The organism is Actinosynnema sp. NPDC037264 (assembly GCF_055603705.1).
In genome coordinates, this window is the sequence record NZ_JBVJVK010000002.1 from 1 (window position 1) to 18,252 (window position 18,252).

Consider the following 18,252-nt stretch of genomic DNA (forward strand, 5'->3'; position numbering starts at 1 on the left):
CGCCGCCCTCACCGCGCTGATCCTCTACACGGCGGCGTTCGTGTGCGAGGTCGTGCGGGCCGGCATCAACACCGTCCCGGTCGGCCAGGCGGAGGGGGGGGGGGGGGGGGGGGGGGGGGGGGGGGGGGGGGTGGGGGCGGGGGGGGGGGGGGGGGGGGGGGGGGGGGCTGCCCCCCCCCCCCCACCGCGTGACACCGGGCGCGCGGAAGTGCCGCGCCGCCGCCGGTGGTGGGGAGGTGGATCAGCTCGCGATCAGCTCGCGACGAGCTCGCCGCGGGCCTGGGGCGCGGCCGGTGAGCCCGCGGCGTCCGGCTGCGCGGTGTCGGCGGTGGGTGATTCGCCCGCCACCGGCCGCGCGGGGTCCGAGGCCGGCCGTGGTCGCCCGGTGTGGTCGGCCGAGGAGGTGCCTGCCGTTCGCGCCTCGTCGGTGACCAGGGCCCCGCCCGGCAGTCCCGGCGCGGAGAGCGCCGCGCTCTGCCCGGCCGCGCCGGATCGTGCCGGCGCCCCTGCTGCCGGGGTCGGCGCGGGCTGTCCGGCGACCAGGGACAGGGCCGGCGCCGTCCGGTCGTCGTCCCCGATCGGGGGAGGTGAGCCCGGTAGCGGTTGGGTGGTTCGCGTCACCAGGGTGCGGATGCGCGGCTCGCCGTCCTGGAGCACGACCAGCCACTGCTCGGTCAGCAGGCAGCCCGTCCACCGGCTCCGCGGCGCGGGCCGCTGCCAGCGCCGCGACTCCCACCGCAGCGTCACGGTCACCTCGGCGTGCAGCGGCGACACCAGGTCGACCTCCACCGACAGCACGTCCCGCCGCTGGTCGAAGCACGAGTCGCTCACCTCGCGGTACCAGGACGCGAACTGCTCGCCGTCCCGCACCGTCGCGCCGGGCAACCGCAGCAACAACCCCGACCGCACGAGCCGCCCCCGCAGCTCCGCCACGTCGACGTGCCGCTCCAACGCCCCGTGCCACTCGCGCACCAGCGCCACGACCTCGGCCCGCTCCAACCGACCGCGGCCGGCCGCCCCGCTCACTCGATCACCAGGTCGATCAGGAACGGCCCGCGGTGGCTCAGCATCTCGGCCACCGCCCCGTCCACCTCGCGCAGCCGGCTCACCCGGCGCCCGGGCACGCCGAGCGACGCGGCCAGCTGCGTGAACCCGATGGCGGGCTTGGTCAGGTCGAACGCGCTCGGCCGCTCGTGCGGCTCGATGCCCTGCTCCCGCCAGTACTGGTCGATGTTGTGGTCCAGCAACCGGTAGCGGCCGTTGTTGCAGATCACGAACTTGGCGTCGATGTCGTGCCGGGCGGCCGTCCACAGCGCCTGGATCGTGTACATGCTGCCGCCGTCGCCGGTGAACGCGATCACCGGCTGGTCCGGCCGCGCCAGCTTCGCGCCGAGCGCGCCGGGGATGCCGATCCCGAGCGAACCACCGCGGGTCTGGAAGAAGCGGCCCGGCTCACGCGCCGGCAGGTGCCGCCCCAGCGGCTCGCCCGCGGTGAGCGCCTCGTCGAACAGGATGAGGTCGTTCGGCGCCTGCTGCGCCAACCGCTCGGTGAACAGCTCCAGCACGCTCGGCGGACCCGACGGCGCGACGGTGCGGTTGACCGGACGCGCGGGCGGCGCGGCGACCTCCCCGCCCTGGTGCCCCAGCTCCACGGCCAGCGCCGCGAGCGTGAGCTTCGGGTCGGCCACCACACCGATCTCCACCGGGTGGTTCTTCGCGATCTCGTAGGCGTCCAGGTCGATGTGGACGATCCGGGCGTCCCGCGAGAACGGGTTGCTCAACGCGGGGAACACCTCGGGGAACACGTACGTGCCCACGATCAGCACGCGGTCCGCGTCACCGACGATGCGTGCGCTGTCCGCGCCGAACATGTGGCCGACGTTGCCCGCGTAGGACGGGTCGGCCGCGTCGATGTTGACCTCCGACGAGTTCACCCCGTACACCCGCGCGCCCAGCAGCTGCGCCACGGTGGCCAGCTCGCGCTGCGCGCCGCTCGTCGCGACACCGTCGCCCATCAGCACCAGCGGACGCCTGCCGCCCGACAGCACCGACGCCATCCGCGCCACCAGCGCGGGCTCCGGCAGCACGCGCGTCGACGGCACCACGGTCGGCAGCGCCGGTTCCTCGGTGACGGCGTCGAGCACGTCCGCGGGCAGCGCCACGAACACCGGACCGCGCGGTGGCGTCATGGCGATCTTCACCGCCCGGCGCAGCACCCGCAGCACCGAGTCCGGATCGGTGACCCGGGTGGCGTACTTCGTCACCGGCTCGGCCATGGCCACCAGGTCGACGGCCATCTGCGCGTCCATCGCGTCGTAACGCACACCGGCGTCGCCCGCGATCACGACCAGTGGCGAGCCTCCCCGCTTCGCCTGGTACAGCATGCCGACGGCGTTGCCGAGGCCGACGCCCGTGTGCAGCTGCACCAGGCCCGGCCGCTGCGAGGCGCGGGCGTACCCGTCGGCCATCGCCACGGCCACGCTCTCCTGCAACGCCAGCACGTAGGACATCTCGGTCTGCCCCATGGCGTCGAGCAGACCCTGCTCGACGGTGCCCGGGTTGCCGAACATGTGCGTGATGCCGTCGGCCGCGAACTGCTCGAAGATCGCGACCCGTCCCGGTCGTTTGGTCATGTGCTTCGATCCACCTTCCCCAGTGTGGTGGCGGACGCGGCGCGGACCGGCGCCGCGTCCGCCCGTGACGCCTTACCAGCCGTAGCGGCGCAGGCCGTTCTCCAGCGTGCGCACCAGCAGCTCGCCGGACAGCGCGGAGTCCGGAGTGGACCGCGCGGTGACGAACGGGTAGTCCACGATCACCGACAGCTCCTTGCCGACGTTGCCGTGGAAGCCGCCGAACGCACCCGTCGCGTCGCGCAGGATGTACTCCAGCGGGAACGGGGGCGGGCCCATGTTGAAGTCGACGCCGAGGAAGCCGGTGCCGTCCTTGTAGTCGTACTCCTTGGGGTGGCCCGTGACGTGCTTGCCGTAGATGATGCTCTGGCGGGACTCCCAGTCGCGGGCGAAGGCCAGCACGGTGACGCCGTAGCACTCGGCCAGGATCGGCTTGTCCGCGGCGAAGAAGCCGAGGGTGACCTCGTGCAGGCGCTCGTTGTTGACCATGTCGACCAGCGGGCCGGAGCCGCCGACGAGCACCAGCGCGTCGTAGGCCGCGACCAGGTCGTCCACCGCGGGCTGCAGGTTGCGGTGGTAGGCCTCCAGCTCGCGCAGGAAGTTGATCGAGCTGTGGTAGGGCCGCTCGGGGATGAGGTCGGCCAGGCTGAGCGGGTTGTCCAGCCGGTCGGACTCGTCCAGCGCGCGGACCGCGCGGGCCATCTCCGGCGTGGTCACCGTGCGGCCGAGCGGCGGGTCGATGTAGTCGGGGTCCATGCTCGGCGGCAGCGCGTGGGCGCGCTTGCCGGTGGGGGTGACGAAGGTGACCTGGTAGCCGCGGGCGTCGAACGCCTCCAGCGGACCGACCAGCTCCTCCCCCCAGTAGCCGTACTCGGACAGCACCACGAGAACTCGTCGGGTCACTTCTCTACTCCCTGGGTGTGAGGGTTGCTCAGAGCTCGGCGGAGCCGGGCATCGGGTGCAGGGCGTCCACGACGTACGAGCGGATGCGCAGGCGCCCCGCGTCGTCGCGCACGACCTGCCACGTCTGGTCGGCGTCGAAACCCAGCCACTGGCTGGTCGCCGCCGGCGGGTTCCAGATTCGTGCCTGCCAATTCACGCGCACCTTCACGTCGGCCACGTCGCCGCGAATGGACGACGTCACCTCGGTGACTTCGTGCACTTCGTCGAAAAAGCGGTTGACGACCGTCCGGTACCAACCCAGGAATTCCTCGGTGGTCCTGAGCGTGCCTTCCGGGAAGGTCATCGCGAGGTTGGTGTCGACGAGATATCCGAGCACCTCGTCCTCGGTGCCGTGCTCGTCGAGAGCGCGGTACCAATCGCCGACGAACCGGCTGATCAGATCATTGTCGAGGGTTGCTGGCACTGATTTCTCCCGTGTGGCCGTGTCGGTGGCGAACGGACCGTGGCGACCGTCACCCGCTGTGACATCTTTGGTGTCGTGATTGACGACATGAGTCAATCCGCGCAAGTGGTCCGGGGCAAGGCAGCCGGTGCAACTGGGTGTACTTGACGGAATTGCGGAAGGGGCTTGTTTGCGCCCGTGTTACGGGGGCTTTTGCGCTCGACGTGATAGCCCTGGTGATGAGCCCCACAGCGGCGGCCGGTGCGCGTTGCCTGGTAGTCCTGCTACTAGGAAAGACCCTGGTCTGGTTACCCGGTTGCGGAATGAGGAGGGTGGGCGCATCGGCGTAACGCCGGCGATATCAAGGAGCCGACTTTGTCTCAAACTGCCGACCAGACGGCTGCAGGGCCGCCCACGGGCACCGCCGCGTCGGATGCGGCGACCACTACCAGCACGACCGGGGCCACCGCGTCGGGCCGGCGTCCGAATGCCGGTCTCGTCCTGCTGTTGTTGTGCCTGGCCGAGTTCATGATCGCCCTGGACTTCTCCATCACCAACGTGGCGCTGCCGGTCATCCAGACCGAGCTGGGCTTCACGACTTCCGGCCTGCAATGGGTCATCAGCGCCTACGCCATCACCTTCGGCGGATTCCTGATGCTCGGCGGCCGGATCTCCGACCTCTACGGTCGCCGCCGCCTGTTCATCATCGGCCTCGTCGCCTTCGCGCTGGTGTCGCTGGTCGCGGGCATCGCGCAGGACGACGTGCAGTTGGTGTTGTTGCGCGGTGCGCAAGGTTTGGCGGCGGCGGTGGTCGCGCCGGCGGCGCTGTCACTGCTCACCACGTCGTTCCCGGAAGGGCCGGAGCGCAACCGCGCGCTGGGCGTCTACGGCGCGGTGCTGTCGTTCGGCTTCGTGTCGGGCGTGGTGCTGGGCGGCATCCTCACCGACGTGCTGAACTGGCGGTGGGTGTTCTTCGTCAACGTGCCCATCGGCCTGGGCGCGGCGCTGCTGGCGCCCAAGCTCATCCGCGAGAGCCACGGCCAGGAGAGCAACCGCAAGCTCGACGTGCCGGGCGCGGTCACCATCACCGGCTCGGTGATCAGCATGGTGTACGCGCTGTCCACGATCACCCAGGGCGGCCTCGGCTGGCTGATCTCGCTCGTGCTGTCGATCGTGCTGTTCGCCGCGTTCCTGGCGATCGAGCAGCGCAGCCCGCACCCGCTGATCCCGCTCAAGGTCGTCGCGCAGCGCGTGCTGCTGATCGCCAACCTGATCAACGTGCTGCTGATCGGCTCGTTCGTGGGCATCGCCTACATCCTCACCCTCTACCTGCAGGGCGTGGAGGGCTTCACGCCGTTGCAGACGGGGTTGACGTTCGCCGTGCTCGGCGCGACCGCGGTGGTCGCGGGCATGGCGGCGGGCAAGGTGTCCGGGAAGCTGGGCGGCACGGCCACGCTCGTCGGCGGCCTGCTGATGCAGGCGGTCGGCACCGTGGCCCTGGCGATCCTGCCCGCCACCGGCGCGATCTGGTGGATCCTCGTCGGCATGGCGGTCATCGGTTTCGGCCACGTGTCCGCGGTCGTGATCGTCAGCATCTCGGCGACGTCCGGTGTGCCGGACCACCAGCAGGGCCTCGCGGGCGGCCTGCTGAACACCTCGCAGCAGCTGGGCGCGGCGCTCGGCGCGGCGGCGTTCGCCGCGATCGCGGTCGGCGTCACGGGCGGGATGCTCGCCGAGGGCACACCGCTGGAGCAGGCTGACCCGGCGTCGCTGGTGGCGGGCTTCCGCTACGCGCTCGTCGTGGCCGTGGTGGTGTCCGTGGTCGCGTCGGTGATCGGCGTGACGCTGACCCGCAAGCGCGCGGCCGCCTGACCGGACCGCGATGACGTCCTGGCCGCGCCGCATTCCCCCGGGGCAGACCAGGACGAGTGGTGGGGGGGGGGGGGGGGGGGGGTGGTTGTCCCCCCCCCCCCCCCCCCCCCCCCCCCACCACCCCGTGTCAGTCGAAGCGGTCGAGCAGCGTCGCGATGCGGGCCGAGTCGACCGGGCCGACCGGGGTCTGGAGCACTACCGTCAGGGTCGGGTGCTCGACCAGGCGCAGGTGCAGCAGGTCCAGGTCGATGCGGCCGACCTTCGGGTGGTCGAGCCGGTTGACCTCGACGTCGAACTCCGCCACGGGGTAGGAGTCCCAGCGCTTGCCGAACTCCGGACTCGCCTCGCGCAACCGGTCCGCGATCTCGGCGTACCGCCGGTCGCCGCTGTTGCGCCCGGCCGCCGCGCGGAACTGGCCGAGCACGCTGCCCGCCGCGGACTCCCAGTCCACCAGCAGCGACCGCACGAGCGGGTCGGTGAAGATCAGCCACAGCAGGTTCCGCTCGGGCGGCTCGACCGTCGCCGGGTCGACCCACAGCACCGCCTGCGCCGCGTTCCACGCCAGGATGTCCAGCCGCTGGTCGAACACGTACGCGGGGTTGGGCATCAGGTTGTCCAGCACCCGCTGCACGAGCGCGGGCAGCTCGCCGTCCGGCGAACGCGGCTCGGCGGCGCGGAGCCCGGCCAGCTCGAAGATGTGGTCGCGGTCGTCGTCGTCCAGCCGCAACGCCGTCGCCAGCGCCTCGATCACCTGCCGGGACGACGGGATGTCGCGGCCCTGCTCGAGCCACGTGTACCAGGTCAGGCCGACGCCGGAGAGCTGCGCGACCTCTTCGCGGCGCAAGCCGGGCGTGCGCCGACGGCCGGCGGACGCCAGGCCGACGTCCTGCGGCTTGAGCCGTTCCCGGCGAGCGCGCAGGAACGCGCCCAGCTCACGCTTGCGGTGGTCGGTCATCGGGGTGTCTCCGCGGTCGGGCCGAGCTGGGTGGAACCCGGACATCGTATTCGCGCGCGGCGGTCGCACGGCCTGCTCAGCGCTCCCTTCCCACCATGGGGGATCGTCGTGACGCGGCTCCGCGCCGTCGACCCGCCGCCCGCGGTGGCCCTGTCCGCGTCGACCGCGGCGCCGACCGCGGGCCTCGCCGAACTCGCCGGGATCGCGTCGTCGGCCGGGGGAGCGGGCCACGAATCGCTGTGGGCGGGCGAACACCCGCCGTCGCGCGACCTGGCCGGCTCCGCTGACGCGTGCCCGCCGGACGCGCGACCCGTCGACCCGATCGTGCGCCTCTCCCGCCTCGTCGGGGTGGCCGGCCGGATCGGACGGGACTCCGGCGTTGTGATCCTGCCCCTACGTGATCCCGTAGCCCGAGCCGGGCAGCTCGCCCCACCGGGCCGGTTCTCCACGGGCGGGAGGGTGCCCGGGCACGGCGTGGGCCGCGTCGAGCCCACGTTCCGCGCGACCGACGTGCCGTCGGCCACCACGTCTGAGCGCAGTTGCCACAGTGGACCCGGGCTGATTGTCCGGCCCGGCGCCGCTCGGCAGGCTGGGTGGCGCACAGTCCACTCGGACCGGAGGAAAACCCAGTGACCACAACGGATCCGCTGCGGGTCGAGGAGCAGCACGTCCTCGCCATCCGCACGCTCAACGACGTCGTCAACGAGCGCCGCTACGACGACATGGACGAGCTGTTCGCGCCCGGCTTCATCGACAACAACCCGGCGTGGAGCGTCCGCGACGTCGCCGAGCTCAAGGTGCTGCTGGCCGAGGCGCACGAGGCGATGGCGTTCACCTCGCACCACGACCTGATCTACCCGGCCGGCGACGACAAGGTCGTCATCCACATCACCTTCACCGGGCGGTTCGTCAAGGACTTCCTCGGTCAGCGCGCCACCGGTGAGCCGATCACCTGGACCAGCATCGAGGTCTTCCGGTTCGAGCACGGCCGGATCGCCGAGCGCTGGGTCCAGGCCGACACCGCGGGCCTGCTGCGCCAGCTCGGGGTGCCGCTGCCGTGACCACGTCCGTGAAGGGGATCACCATGCCCACGTTCCTGCTGCACATCACCGTCAAGCCCCAGCACCAGGGCGAGGCCCTGCGCACGCTCGCCGAGATCCAGCGGCTGTCCCTGCGGGACGAGGGCTGCGTGGACTTCACCTGGCTGCGCCACGAGGATGACGTGAACAAGTTCACGCTCTTCGAGCGCTGGGAGAGCCGGCAGCACCTCGACGACCACCTCGCCAAGATCATCCCGGTGTGGGAGCAGTTCGCGCCGTGCCTGGAGGGCGACCCCGTCTCCCAGAGCGTGCGCGCGGTCACCGAGCTGGCCTGACCGGCGGCCGGTCGCGAGTCGAACCGAAGGAGAAACACCGTTGAAGGACCGCACTTTCCTGGTCACCGGAGCCACGGACGGCCTCGGGCTCGACCTGGCCCGCAGGCTCGTCAAGACCGGGGTGACCGTGCTGATCCACGGCCGTGACGAGCAACGCCTCGCGAACGCGGCGCGTGACCTCGGTGGTGACGTGCGGACCTACCTGGCGGACTTCGCCGACTTCGACCAGGTCCGCGCCTTCGCCGCACGCCTCGCCGACGACGGCGCGCGGCCGGACGTGCTGATCAACAACGCCGGGATGGGCGCGGGACGCCGCGACGACCAGCGCCTGGAGGGCGCGGCGGGCCACGAGCTGAGGTTCACCGTGAACCACCTCGCCCCGTTCCTCCTCACCAGGCTGCTGCTGCCGCTGCTGGCACCCGCCGCGCGGATCGTCACCGTCGCGTCGGCCGGGCAGTCCCCGATCGACTTCGACGACGTGATGCTGCGCCGGGGTTACGAGCCGTTGCGCGCCTACCGGCAGAGCAAACTGGCCCAGATCGCGACCTGCTTCGAGCTGGCCGAGCGGCTCGACCCGGCGCAGGCCACCGTGAACAGCCTGCACCCGGCGTCCTTGATGGGCACCAAGATGGTCCACGAGACCTTCGGCTACACCATGAGCACCGTGGCGGAGGGCTCCGAGGCGACGTTGCGCCTCGCGCTCTCCGCCGACCTCGCCGGGATCACCGGGCGCTACTACGACGGCGTCCGCGAAGCCCGTGCCCACGCGCAGTGCTACGACCCGTCCGCGCGGCGGCGGCTGTGGCGGCTCAGCAGCGAGCTGGTCGGCCTGCCCCCGACCTGACGCCACCCGGACTGACGCCGCGCCGACCGACGTCACGCGGAACGGGTCGCCGACTGCCATCACCGAAAGGCGATCCCCATGAAGTGGTCCCACGTCGCGCTCAACTGCCGCGACCTGGCAGCGACCGAGGAGTTCTACACGCGCTGGTTCGGCTTCAAGCGCGCCCGTTACTTCGACCTCGGGGAGACGTCCATCGTCTTCCTGAAATCGGGTGAGGCGTACCTGGAGCTGTTCGGCGGCGCCGCGGTGGACGCGGCCGGCGCGCCCACGCTGGTGGAGCGCGACGGCCCGGACCACGTCGGCACGGTGCGCCACCTGGCGTTCCAGGTGGACGACGTGGACGCCCTGCTCGCGCAGATGGGCGAAGACGCGCAGGTCAACCTGGGGCCGATCGACTTCGACGGCTTCATCCCGGGCTGGCGAAGCGCGTGGCTGACCGACCCCGACGGCGTCGTGGTCGAGGTCAGCCAGGGCTACCGCGACGACCTGTAGGGCACCACCCACGAGACCCGGCCTCGACCTCGTCGAGCGCCGGGTCCCGTGCTTTCCGGGCTACTACGTCGAATTTTCCGAGTGGTCTCGCGTTGATGGTTCCGCGCGTAATCCCCAGTCATTCTCGAAAGACGTGGGCGAAGAGTTCCGAAAGCCCGCGGAAATCCGAGAGGTGGACCTGATGAAGGATGACGCGACGGTGGGGAGACTCGTCGTTGACGACGTCTACCCGGCGGTGTCGTCGGGTGCGCGGCCGGCCAAGGCCGTGGTCGGGCAGCACGTGCCGGTGCGGGCCGCGGTGTGGCGCGAGGGCCACGACGCGGTCGCCGCGACGGTGCGCTGGCGCGGCCCGGACGGCGCCTGGCAGAGCACCCGGATGCGGGTGGACGACGCGGGCGCGGACCGCTGGGCCGCGGTGATCGTGCCGGACGCCGTGGGGGAGTGGGAGTTCCGGGTCGACGCGTGGTCGGACCCGTGGTCGACCTGGCTGCACGCGATCCGCGCCAAGACCGGCGCCGGGCAGGGCGCGACCGACCTGGCCAACGACCTGGAGCTCGGCGCACGGCTGCTGGAGCGCGCGGCGCTCGACGAGGACGCGAACGGCGTGCTGCTGCGCTCCGCCGCGGCCCGGCTGCGCTCCGGCGCGCTGCCGCTGGCGGACCGGCTGGCCGCCGCGCTCGACGAGGCCGTGCTCGCCGAGCTGCACGAGCACCCGGTGCGCGACCTGGTCACCGAGGGCGTGCCGCACCGGCTGTGGGTGGACCGGCCGAAGGCCGCGTTCGGCTCCTGGTACGAGTTCTTCCCCCGCTCCACCGGCGGCGTGGACGCGCAGGGACGGCCGGTGCACGGCACGTTCCGCACCGCGGCCGAGGAGCTGGACCGGGTCGCCGCGATGGGCTTCGACGTGGTGTACCTGCCCCCGATCCACCCGATCGGCGAGGTCAACCGCAAGGGCAAGGACAACGCGCTCGTCGCGCTGGAGGGCGACGTCGGCTCGCCGTGGGCGATCGGCTCCGTCCACGGTGGACATGACGCCATCCACCCGGAGCTGGGCACGTTCGCCGACTTCGACGCGTTCGTGGCGCGGGCCGCCGAACTGGGCATCGAGGTGGCGCTCGACCTGGCGCTGCAGTGCGCGCCGGACCACCCGTGGGTCGGGCAGCACCCCGACTGGTTCACCCGCCTGCCCGACGGCAGCGTGGCGTTCGCGGAGAACCCGCCCAAGAAGTACCAGGACATCTACCCGCTGAACTTCGACGACGACCCCAAGGGCCTGTACGCGGAGGTCCTGCGCGTGGTGCACCTCTGGATCGACCACGGGGTGCGGATCTTCCGGGTCGACAACCCGCACACCAAGCCGCCGGACTTCTGGGCGTGGCTGATCGAGGAGGTGCACCGGGACCGGCCGGACGTGCTGTTCCTGGCCGAGGCGTTCACCCGGCCCGCGCGCCTGTACGGCCTGGCCCGCCTCGGTTTCACGCAGTCCTACACGTACTTCACCTGGCGCGAGGACAAGGCGGAGCTGGAGGGCTTCGGCAAGGAGCTGGCCGCGCACGCGCACGAGGCCAGGCCGAACCTGTTCGTCAACACGCCCGACATCCTGCCCAGGCACCTGCAGGAGGGCGGACCGGCGATGTTCGCCATCCGCGCCGCGCTGGCCGCGCTGCTCTCGCCGACGTGGGGCGTGTACTCCGGTTTCGAGCTCTACGAGAACGAGGCGGCCACGCCCGGCGGCGAGGAGTACCGGCACTCCGAGAAGTACGAGCTGCGCCCGCGCGACTACGCCGCCGCACGGGCCAGTGGCGCGTCCCTGGAGCCGTGGCTGACGCTGCTCAACCGCGTCCGCCGCGCGCACCCCGCGCTGTGGTCGCTGGACGGCCTGGCATTCCACGCCGTCGACAACCCCGCGCTGCTGGCGTTCTCCAAGCGCGACCCCGCGACCGGCGACACCGTGCTGGCCGTGGTGACCCTCGACCCCGACCGACCGCAGGAGGGCACGTTGACCCCCGACCTCGCCGCCCTCGGCGTGCCGCCCGCGTTCACCGCGCACGACGAGGTGACCGGCCGGACGTGGGAGTGGGGCCCGAGCAACTACGTGCGCCTCGACCCCGCCCGCGCCGTCGCGCACATCGTGGCGGTGAGGGCCTGATGCCGCGCCGCCTGCTGCCCAGCGGCGAGGCGCCGCCCGCCGCCACGCCCATCGGGGTCGAGCCCGAGTGGTACAAGTCCGCGGTCTTCTACGAGGTGCTCGTCCGCGCGTTCCACGACGCCGACGGCAACGGCTCGGGCGACCTGCGCGGGCTGGCCGACCACCTGGACTACCTCGCGTGGCTCGGCGTGGACTGCCTGTGGCTGCCGCCGTTCTACGACTCGCCGCTGCGCGACGGCGGGTACGACATCCGCGACTTCCGCGCGCTGCTGGCGGAGTTCGGCACGATCGAGGACTTCGTGCACCTGCTGGACGAGGCGCACAAGCGGGGCATCCGGGTCATCACCGACCTGGTGCTCAACCACACGTCCGACTCGCACCACTGGTTCCAGGAGTCGCGCCGCGACCCCGACGGGCCGTACGGCGACTTCTACGTGTGGAGCGACGACGACTCCAAGTACGCCGACGCGCGCATCATCTTCGTGGACACCGAGACGTCGAACTGGACCTACGACCCGGTGCGCGGCCAGTTCTACTGGCACCGGTTCTTCAGCCACCAGCCCGACCTCAACTACGACAACCCGGCCGTGCAGGAGGCGATGCTCGACGTCCTGCGGTTCTGGCTGGACCTCGGCATCGACGGGTTCCGGCTGGACGCGGTGCCGTACCTGTTCGAGCGCGAGGGCACCAACTGCGAGAACCTGCCCGAGACGCACGAGTTCCTGCGGTTGTGCCGCAAGGTCGTCGACGACGAGTACCCGGGGCGCGTGCTGCTGGCCGAGGCCAACCAGTGGCCGTCGGACGTCGTGCACTACTTCGGCGACCAGAGCGTCGGCGGCGACGAGTGCCACATGGCGTTCCACTTCCCGTTGATGCCGCGCATCTTCATGGCCGTGCGGCAGGAGTCGCGGGTGCCGATCTCCGAGGTCCTGGCGGCCACGCCGGAGATCCCGGCCGGCGCCCAGTGGGGCATCTTCCTGCGCAACCACGACGAGCTGACGCTGGAGATGGTCACGGACGAGGAACGTGACTACATGTACGCCGAGTACGCCAAGGACCCCCGGATGAAGGCCAACATCGGCATCCGGCGGCGCCTGGCACCGTTGCTGGACAACGACCGCAACCAGCTGGAGCTGTTCACCGCGATGCTGCTGTCGCTGCCCGGGTCGCCGGTGCTGTACTACGGCGACGAGATCGGGATGGGCGACAACATCTGGCTCGGCGACCGGGACGGCGTGCGCACGCCGATGCAGTGGACGCCCGACCGCAACGGCGGGTTCAGCGCCGGCGACCCGGGCCGGCTCTACCTGCCGGTCATCTCCGACCCGGTCTACGGCTACCAGAGCCTGAACGTGGAAGCGCAGATCGACAGCCCCGGCTCGCTGCTGCGCTGGACCAAGCGGATGATCGACGTCCGCCGCGGGCACCGCGCGTTCGGCCTCGGCGGGTTCCGCGAGCTGCCCTCGGGCAACGCCGCCGTGATGACCTACCTGCGCGAGCACGTCGCCGAGGACGGCCGCCTGGACATCGTGCTGTGCGTGAACAACCTGTCCCGCCACCCGCAGGCCGTCGAGCTGGACCTGCGGGAGTTCCAGGGGCACGAGCTGACCGAGCTGACCGGTGGAGTGGAGTTCCCGGTGATCGGCGCGGCCCCGTACCAGATCACCCTGCCCGGTCACGGTTTCTACTGGTTCGCCGTCCACCTGGAGGTGCCTTCGCGATGACCACCGCCATCACGGGTCTGCCCGGCTTGGCCGACTGGCTGCCGCGACAGCGGTGGTTCCCCGCCGAGGACGCGGGAGAGGTGACCGTCGAGCGGGTGGAGCCCTTCGCGGACGGGCCGGTGCGCGGGGTGATCGCCGTCGTCGGCACCGCGCACGGCCGCTTCCACGTGCCCGTCGGCATCCGCGCCGACCTGCCCGCGGGCCTGGCCGACGCGGTGATCGGAGCCGTCGACGGCGAGGTGCACTACGACGCGCTCGCCGACCCGGAGCTGGTGACGCGGCTGTACGAGCTGGTGGCCCAGGCCGGGACGACCGGCGCGGTGGCGTTCCGGCCCGAGCTGGGCGTGGACCTGCCGGAACGCGCGGGCGACGTGCGGCCGATGGGCGTGGAGCAGTCCAACACCTCTCTGGTGATCGGCCGGCACAGCGTGCTCAAGGCGTTCCGGCGGGTGTGGCCGGGCGAGAACCCCGACCTCACGCTGCACCGGGTGCTGCGCGACAGCCTGTACGTGCCGCGCCTGCTCGGCTCGATCACGCTGGACGGCACGGACACGCTGGGGCTGGTCGAGTCCTTCGTGGACGGCGCCGTCGAGGGGTGGGAGGCCGCGCGCGCCGACCTGGGGCACACGCTCACCGGCACGCCCCGCGAGCTGGACCTGGTCGGCGAGCTGGGACGGCTGGGCGTCGCCGTCGCCGCCGTGCACGCCGACCTGGGTCGCGCGCTCGGCGCCGCGCCCGCCGACCACGAGGCGCTGGCCGACCGGTTCCTGACCCGGCTGGCCGAGACGCTGGAGGTCGCGCCGACGCTGCGGCCCTACGCGGCGGCGTTGCGGGTGGCGTTGGGCGACCGCGTCCGCGCGGCGGAGCCCGGTGAGGTGCAGCGCGTGCACGGCGACCTGCACCTGGGCCAGGTGCTGCGCGGCAACGGCCGCTGGGTGCTGCTGGACTTCGAGGGCGAGCCGTCCGCGCCACCCGCCGAACGGGCCCGTCCCGACTCGCCGTTGCGCGACGTGGCCGGGATGTTGCGGTCGCTGGACTACGTGGCCGGGCACCACCGGCTCACCGCGACCTACTGGTCGGTGGAGGACGAGCGCCGCAGCCGGCACTGGGTGCGCGACGCCCAGCGCGCGTTCCTCGCCGGGTACGCCAGCGAGTCGGGCCTCGACCTGCGGGCCGCGTCCACCGTGCTGCGGGCCTATCAGCTGGACAAGGCGCTGTACGAGGTGCGGTACGAGGCGGCGAACCGGCCGGGCTGGCTGCCGGTGCCGTTGCGGGCCGTGCGCGAGCTGGTCGGCGGGTCGTCGTGACCGCCGTCGTCACGCTGGCGCTCGCCGACCTGGACCGCCACCTGATCGCCGAGGGGCGGCACGAGCGGCTGTGGGAGGTGCTGGGCGCGCACGTCGTGGACGACGGCGTGCGCTTCGCCCTCTGGGCGCCCGGCGCGCGTGCGGTGCGGGTGACCGGCGAGTGGGGCTCGTCGGAGCTGGCGTGCGACCCGCTGATCCCCGTCTGGCAGGCCGTGGTGCCGCGGGCGCGGGAGGGGCACCGCTACCGGTTCCGCATCCTGGGCGAGGACGGCGTGTGGCGGGACAAGGCCGACCCGCTGGCGTTCCGCACCGCGCCGCCGCCCGCGACCGAGTCGGTGGTGGCGCGGTCGCGGCACGTGTGGTCGGACGGCGGGTGGCGGCACCGGCCGGACCGGATCAGCGTGTACGAGGTGCACCTGGGGTCGTGGCGGGCCGGCCTGGGTTACCGGGAGGCGGCCGAACGGCTCGCCGACCACGTGGTCCGGCTCGGGTTCACGCACGTGGAGCTGCTGCCGTTGGCCGAGCACCCGTACGGCGGCTCGTGGGGCTACCAGGTGACGTCGTACTACGCGCCCACGGCGCGCCACGGCAGCCCGGACGACCTGCGGCACTTGGTGGACGTGCTGCACCGCCGCGGCATCGGCGTGATCCTGGACTGGGTGCCCGCCCACTTCCCCAAGGACGACTGGGCGTTGGGGCGCTTGACCGGCGTGCCGGTGTACGAGCACCCCGACCCGCGCCGGGGCGAGCACCCCGACTGGGGCACGTACGTGTTCGACTTCGGTCGGCCCGAGGTGCGCAACTTCCTGGTGGCCAACGCGTTGTACTGGCTCGAGGAGTTCCACGTGGACGGCCTGCGGGTGGACGCGGTGTCGTCGATGCTCTACCGGGACTACTCGCGCGGGCCGGGTGAGTGGGAGCCGAACGAGCTGGGTGGCAACGAGAACCTGGAGGCGGTGGCGTTCCTGCGGGAGCTGACGGCGACCGTGGGTCGGCTGCACCCGGACGCGCTGCTGATCGCCGAGGAGTCCACCACCTGGCCCGGCGTCACCTCGCCGTCCGGCCTGGGGTTCGACCGCAAGTGGAACCTCGGCTGGATGCACGACACGCTGCGGTACTTCCGCGACGGCGACTACGAGCGGCTGAAGCTGCCCGTGTCCTACGCCTGGGGCGAGCGCTACCTGCTGCCCCTGTCGCACGACGAGGTCGTGCACGGCAAGGGCTCGCTGATCGCCAAGACCGGTGGCGCGGCGGGGTTGCGGGTGCTGCTCGCGCACCTGTGGGCGCACCCCGGAGGCCAGGTGCTGTTCATGGGTGGTGAGCTGGGTCAGCCGCAGGAGTGGGCGGATCACCTCGAGCTGCCGTGGGACCTGCTGGACGATCCCGTGCACGCTGGCGTAGCGCGGCTGGTCGCGGCGCTGAACCGGGTGCAGGCGCTGCACCCCGCGCTGTACCGGGGTGACGACCGGCCGGACGGCTTCGAGTGGCTGGTCGACGACGACCCGGCACGCGCCGTGGTGGCGTTCGGGCGGCGTGCGCCCGGTGCGCCCGACGTGGTGTGCGTGGCGAACTTCGGCGTGGCCAGGGAGGGCTTCCGGCTGCCGTTGCCGTCGTCCGGGGTGTGGCGGGTGCTGCTGCACACCGAGGCCGTCGAGTTCGGCGGCGCCGGTGCGCCCGAGGCGGTCGTGGCCGTGCCGGAGGACGGGCGCGCGGTGGCGGAACTGGCGTTGCCCGCCCGTGCCGCGGTCTGGCTCACCCGCTTCTGAGCACGCGAGAAGGCTCGTAGGACCGGCACGTCCTACGAGCCTTTTCGCGTGCTCGGGGTCAGTTCGCCCGGCGGCGGTCGGCGAGCGCGGCGAACAGCCCGGCCGCGACGGCGAGCAGACCGCACAGCAGCAACGAGAACCGGTAGCCCGACAGCAGGGCCGCCGCCGGCGCTTCGGCCACGGACGCGCCCGCCGGCAGCTCACCGGCCGTGCGGCTCACCGCGATGGCGGCGAACAGCGCGACACCGAGCGCGGAACCGAGCTGCTGGGAGGTGTTGAACAGACCGCCGGCCAGTCCCTGCCGGTCGTCGGGCACGCCCGCCGTCGCGGAGATGATGATCATCACGACCGCGGTGATGTTGCCGAACCCGACCAGGGCCGTGCCGACGAGCACCGCGACCAGCCCCGCCGCGCCGGAGGGCAGCGCGGCCATCACCAGCGACCCGACCGCCTGCGCGGCGACGCCGAGGACCATCGCGGCCCGTGAGCCGATCTTCGCCGCGATCCGGCCCGCGGTGAACCCGGCGAGCATGGCGGTGAGGCCGAGCACGGAGAACGTCAACCCCGTGCGCAACGGCGTGTACCGCTCGATCACCTGGAGGTACAGCGTGACGATGTAGGTCGAGCCGACGAACGCCCCGATCAGCACCAGGTTCGTCACGTTGGCCACCACCAGGGCGCGCAGCCGGAAGATGCTCATCGGGACCAGCGGGTGCGGCGCCTTGTTCTCGATGAGCACGAACGCCACCAGCAGCACGGCGGACAGGCCGAACGCGGTCAACGTCGTCGCGCCGAGCCAGCCGTGGGTGTGCGCCACCGACAGCCCGTAGACGAGGCTGATCAACGCCACCGTGACCGTGACCGCGCCGGGCAGGTCGAGCTTCGTGCGGGTGGCGGGCCGGGCGACCTCGGTGAGGAACACGACCGCCGCGACACCGGTGACGACGCCGATGGGCACGTTGATGAAGAACACCCACCGCCAGTTCAGCAGGTCGGTCAGCACACCGCCCGCGATGACACCGCACACGAACCCCAACGACAGCACCGCGCCCCACACGCCCAGCGCGCGGTTGCGGGCCGGGCCTTCGGGGAACGAGGTCGTCAACAACGCCAGGGCCGCCGGCGCCACGAACGCCGCCGCCAAGCCCTGGACGCCGCGCAACACGACCAGTTGCGCGGCGTCCTGTGCGAGCCCGGCGAACAGCGAGGCGAGGCCGAACACCAACAACCCGACGATGAACAGCCGCCGCTGCCCGTGCAGGTCGGCGACCCGCCCGCCGAGCAACAGGCACCCGCCGAAGGTCAGGGCGTAGGCGCTGACCACCCACTGCAGGTCGTTGACGGAGAAGCCGAGGTCGGTCTGGATGGTCGGCAGCGCCACGTTGGTGATGGAGAAGTCGAGGACGATCATGAACTGCGCGGCGCACAACAACAGCAGGACGAGCCCACCGCGCGCCCCACCGCCGACCGGTCGCCCGGCCCGCGTTTCAGCTGTACTGGACAACGTCGAACTCCCTAGGACGAGGGGAAAAGCGGATTGCGCCTCCACTGTCCTCAAGGGAGGGGAACCGATCCAGGGCAAGGCCCTTTCGAGCGGGAAATGCGCGCGGCTATGGGTAGTTAACGTACTGGGGCGCGCCATGAACGACCGTTTGCGATCGGTCCGACAGGCTCGTGCCACCAAGGCCGGTTCGCGCCCGATCCCGCTCCGCCGCGGTCACCCCTGAGGGCTGGGGGACGACGACGAACCGCGTGGGGTTCTGTGTGGCGTCAACTACCTCGTGCCACTGGCG

Annotated in this window: 15 protein-coding genes and 1 pseudogene; 10 read left to right on the plus strand and 6 right to left on the minus strand. The window is 72.0% G+C overall.

What is annotated here, in order from left to right; genetic code table 11:
* Positions 1 to 112 (plus strand): annotated as a pseudogene (locus tag ACZ7GX_RS02470) (amino acid ABC transporter permease); the annotation flags it as partial.
* 140 nt (positions 113 to 252) lie between these two features.
* Here ACZ7GX_RS02470 and ACZ7GX_RS02475 read toward each other — a convergent pair.
* From ACZ7GX_RS02475 to ACZ7GX_RS02490, 4 genes are all read right to left on the minus strand, one after another.
* A complete protein-coding gene (locus ACZ7GX_RS02475) occupies positions 253 to 1,026 on the minus strand; it encodes a hypothetical protein (RefSeq protein ID WP_498771997.1) in 774 nt (257 codons plus the stop codon).
* On the minus strand, positions 1,023 to 2,633 hold the full coding sequence (locus tag ACZ7GX_RS02480) for a thiamine pyrophosphate-binding protein (protein WP_498771999.1): 1,611 nt from the start codon (positions 2,631 to 2,633) through the stop codon (positions 1,023 to 1,025). The genes ACZ7GX_RS02475 and ACZ7GX_RS02480 overlap by 4 nt, the downstream gene beginning before the upstream one ends.
* A 72-nt stretch (positions 2,634 to 2,705) precedes the next feature.
* On the minus strand, positions 2,706 to 3,533 hold the full coding sequence (locus tag ACZ7GX_RS02485) for a type 1 glutamine amidotransferase domain-containing protein (RefSeq protein WP_230571697.1): 828 nt from the start codon (positions 3,531 to 3,533) through the stop codon (positions 2,706 to 2,708).
* 28 nt (positions 3,534 to 3,561) lie between these two features.
* Complete coding sequence (locus ACZ7GX_RS02490; RefSeq protein ID WP_498772001.1) at positions 3,562 to 4,101, minus strand: hypothetical protein; 540 nt, start codon at positions 4,099 to 4,101, stop codon at positions 3,562 to 3,564.
* 249 nt (positions 4,102 to 4,350) lie between these two features.
* On the opposite strand from ACZ7GX_RS02490, the gene ACZ7GX_RS02495 reads away from it, so the two are divergent.
* Complete coding sequence (locus tag ACZ7GX_RS02495; RefSeq protein WP_498772003.1) at positions 4,351 to 5,847, plus strand: MFS transporter; 1,497 nt, start codon at positions 4,351 to 4,353, stop codon at positions 5,845 to 5,847.
* A 127-nt stretch (positions 5,848 to 5,974) separates the two neighbouring features.
* Here ACZ7GX_RS02495 and ACZ7GX_RS02500 read toward each other — a convergent pair whose 3' ends face one another.
* Positions 5,975 to 6,802, minus strand: coding sequence for a helix-turn-helix transcriptional regulator (locus ACZ7GX_RS02500; protein WP_498772005.1), 828 nt, complete (start codon positions 6,800 to 6,802; stop codon positions 5,975 to 5,977).
* 629 nt (positions 6,803 to 7,431) lie between these two features.
* Here ACZ7GX_RS02500 and ACZ7GX_RS02505 point away from each other — a divergent pair.
* The 8 genes from ACZ7GX_RS02505 to glgB all read left to right on the plus strand — a co-directional run bounded on the left by ACZ7GX_RS02505 (position 7,432) and on the right by glgB (position 16,459).
* Positions 7,432 to 7,863 (plus strand): ester cyclase, encoded by a 432-nt coding sequence (locus tag ACZ7GX_RS02505; protein WP_498772007.1) that lies wholly within the window; start codon positions 7,432 to 7,434, stop codon positions 7,861 to 7,863.
* Positions 7,860 to 8,177 (plus strand): putative quinol monooxygenase, encoded by a 318-nt coding sequence (locus ACZ7GX_RS02510; protein ID WP_498772009.1) that lies wholly within the window; start codon positions 7,860 to 7,862, stop codon positions 8,175 to 8,177. Before ACZ7GX_RS02505 ends, ACZ7GX_RS02510 begins: the two co-directional genes overlap by 4 nt.
* A 40-nt stretch (positions 8,178 to 8,217) precedes the next feature.
* Complete coding sequence (locus ACZ7GX_RS02515; protein ID WP_498772011.1) at positions 8,218 to 9,021, plus strand: SDR family NAD(P)-dependent oxidoreductase; 804 nt, start codon at positions 8,218 to 8,220, stop codon at positions 9,019 to 9,021.
* 78 nt (positions 9,022 to 9,099) lie between these two features.
* A complete protein-coding gene (locus ACZ7GX_RS02520) occupies positions 9,100 to 9,513 on the plus strand; it encodes a VOC family protein (protein ID WP_230571704.1) in 414 nt (137 codons plus the stop codon).
* Between the two features lie 181 nt (positions 9,514 to 9,694).
* Positions 9,695 to 11,662: a maltotransferase domain-containing protein gene (locus ACZ7GX_RS02525; protein WP_498772014.1), complete on the plus strand. Its 1,968-nt coding sequence runs from the start codon at positions 9,695 to 9,697 to the stop codon at positions 11,660 to 11,662.
* Positions 11,662 to 13,386 carry a maltose alpha-D-glucosyltransferase gene (gene treS, locus ACZ7GX_RS02530; RefSeq protein WP_498772016.1) on the plus strand — a complete coding sequence of 575 codons (1,725 nt, stop codon included), beginning with the start codon at positions 11,662 to 11,664 and terminating at the stop codon, positions 13,384 to 13,386. Before ACZ7GX_RS02525 ends, treS begins: the two co-directional genes overlap by 1 nt.
* A complete protein-coding gene (locus ACZ7GX_RS02535; protein ID WP_498772018.1) occupies positions 13,383 to 14,693 on the plus strand; it encodes a maltokinase N-terminal cap-like domain-containing protein in 1,311 nt (436 codons plus the stop codon). Before treS ends, ACZ7GX_RS02535 begins: the two co-directional genes overlap by 4 nt.
* Entirely contained in the window at positions 14,690 to 16,459 is a 1,770-nt protein-coding gene (gene glgB / locus ACZ7GX_RS02540; protein ID WP_498772020.1) for a 1,4-alpha-glucan branching protein GlgB, read from the plus strand. The genes ACZ7GX_RS02535 and glgB overlap by 4 nt, the downstream gene beginning before the upstream one ends.
* 58 nt (positions 16,460 to 16,517) lie before the next feature.
* Here glgB and ACZ7GX_RS02545 read toward each other — a convergent pair whose 3' ends face one another.
* Positions 16,518 to 17,963 carry an MFS transporter gene (locus ACZ7GX_RS02545; protein WP_498772022.1) on the minus strand — a complete coding sequence of 482 codons (1,446 nt, stop codon included), beginning with the start codon at positions 17,961 to 17,963 and terminating at the stop codon, positions 16,518 to 16,520.
* Positions 17,964 to 18,252: the final 289 nt, after the last annotated feature.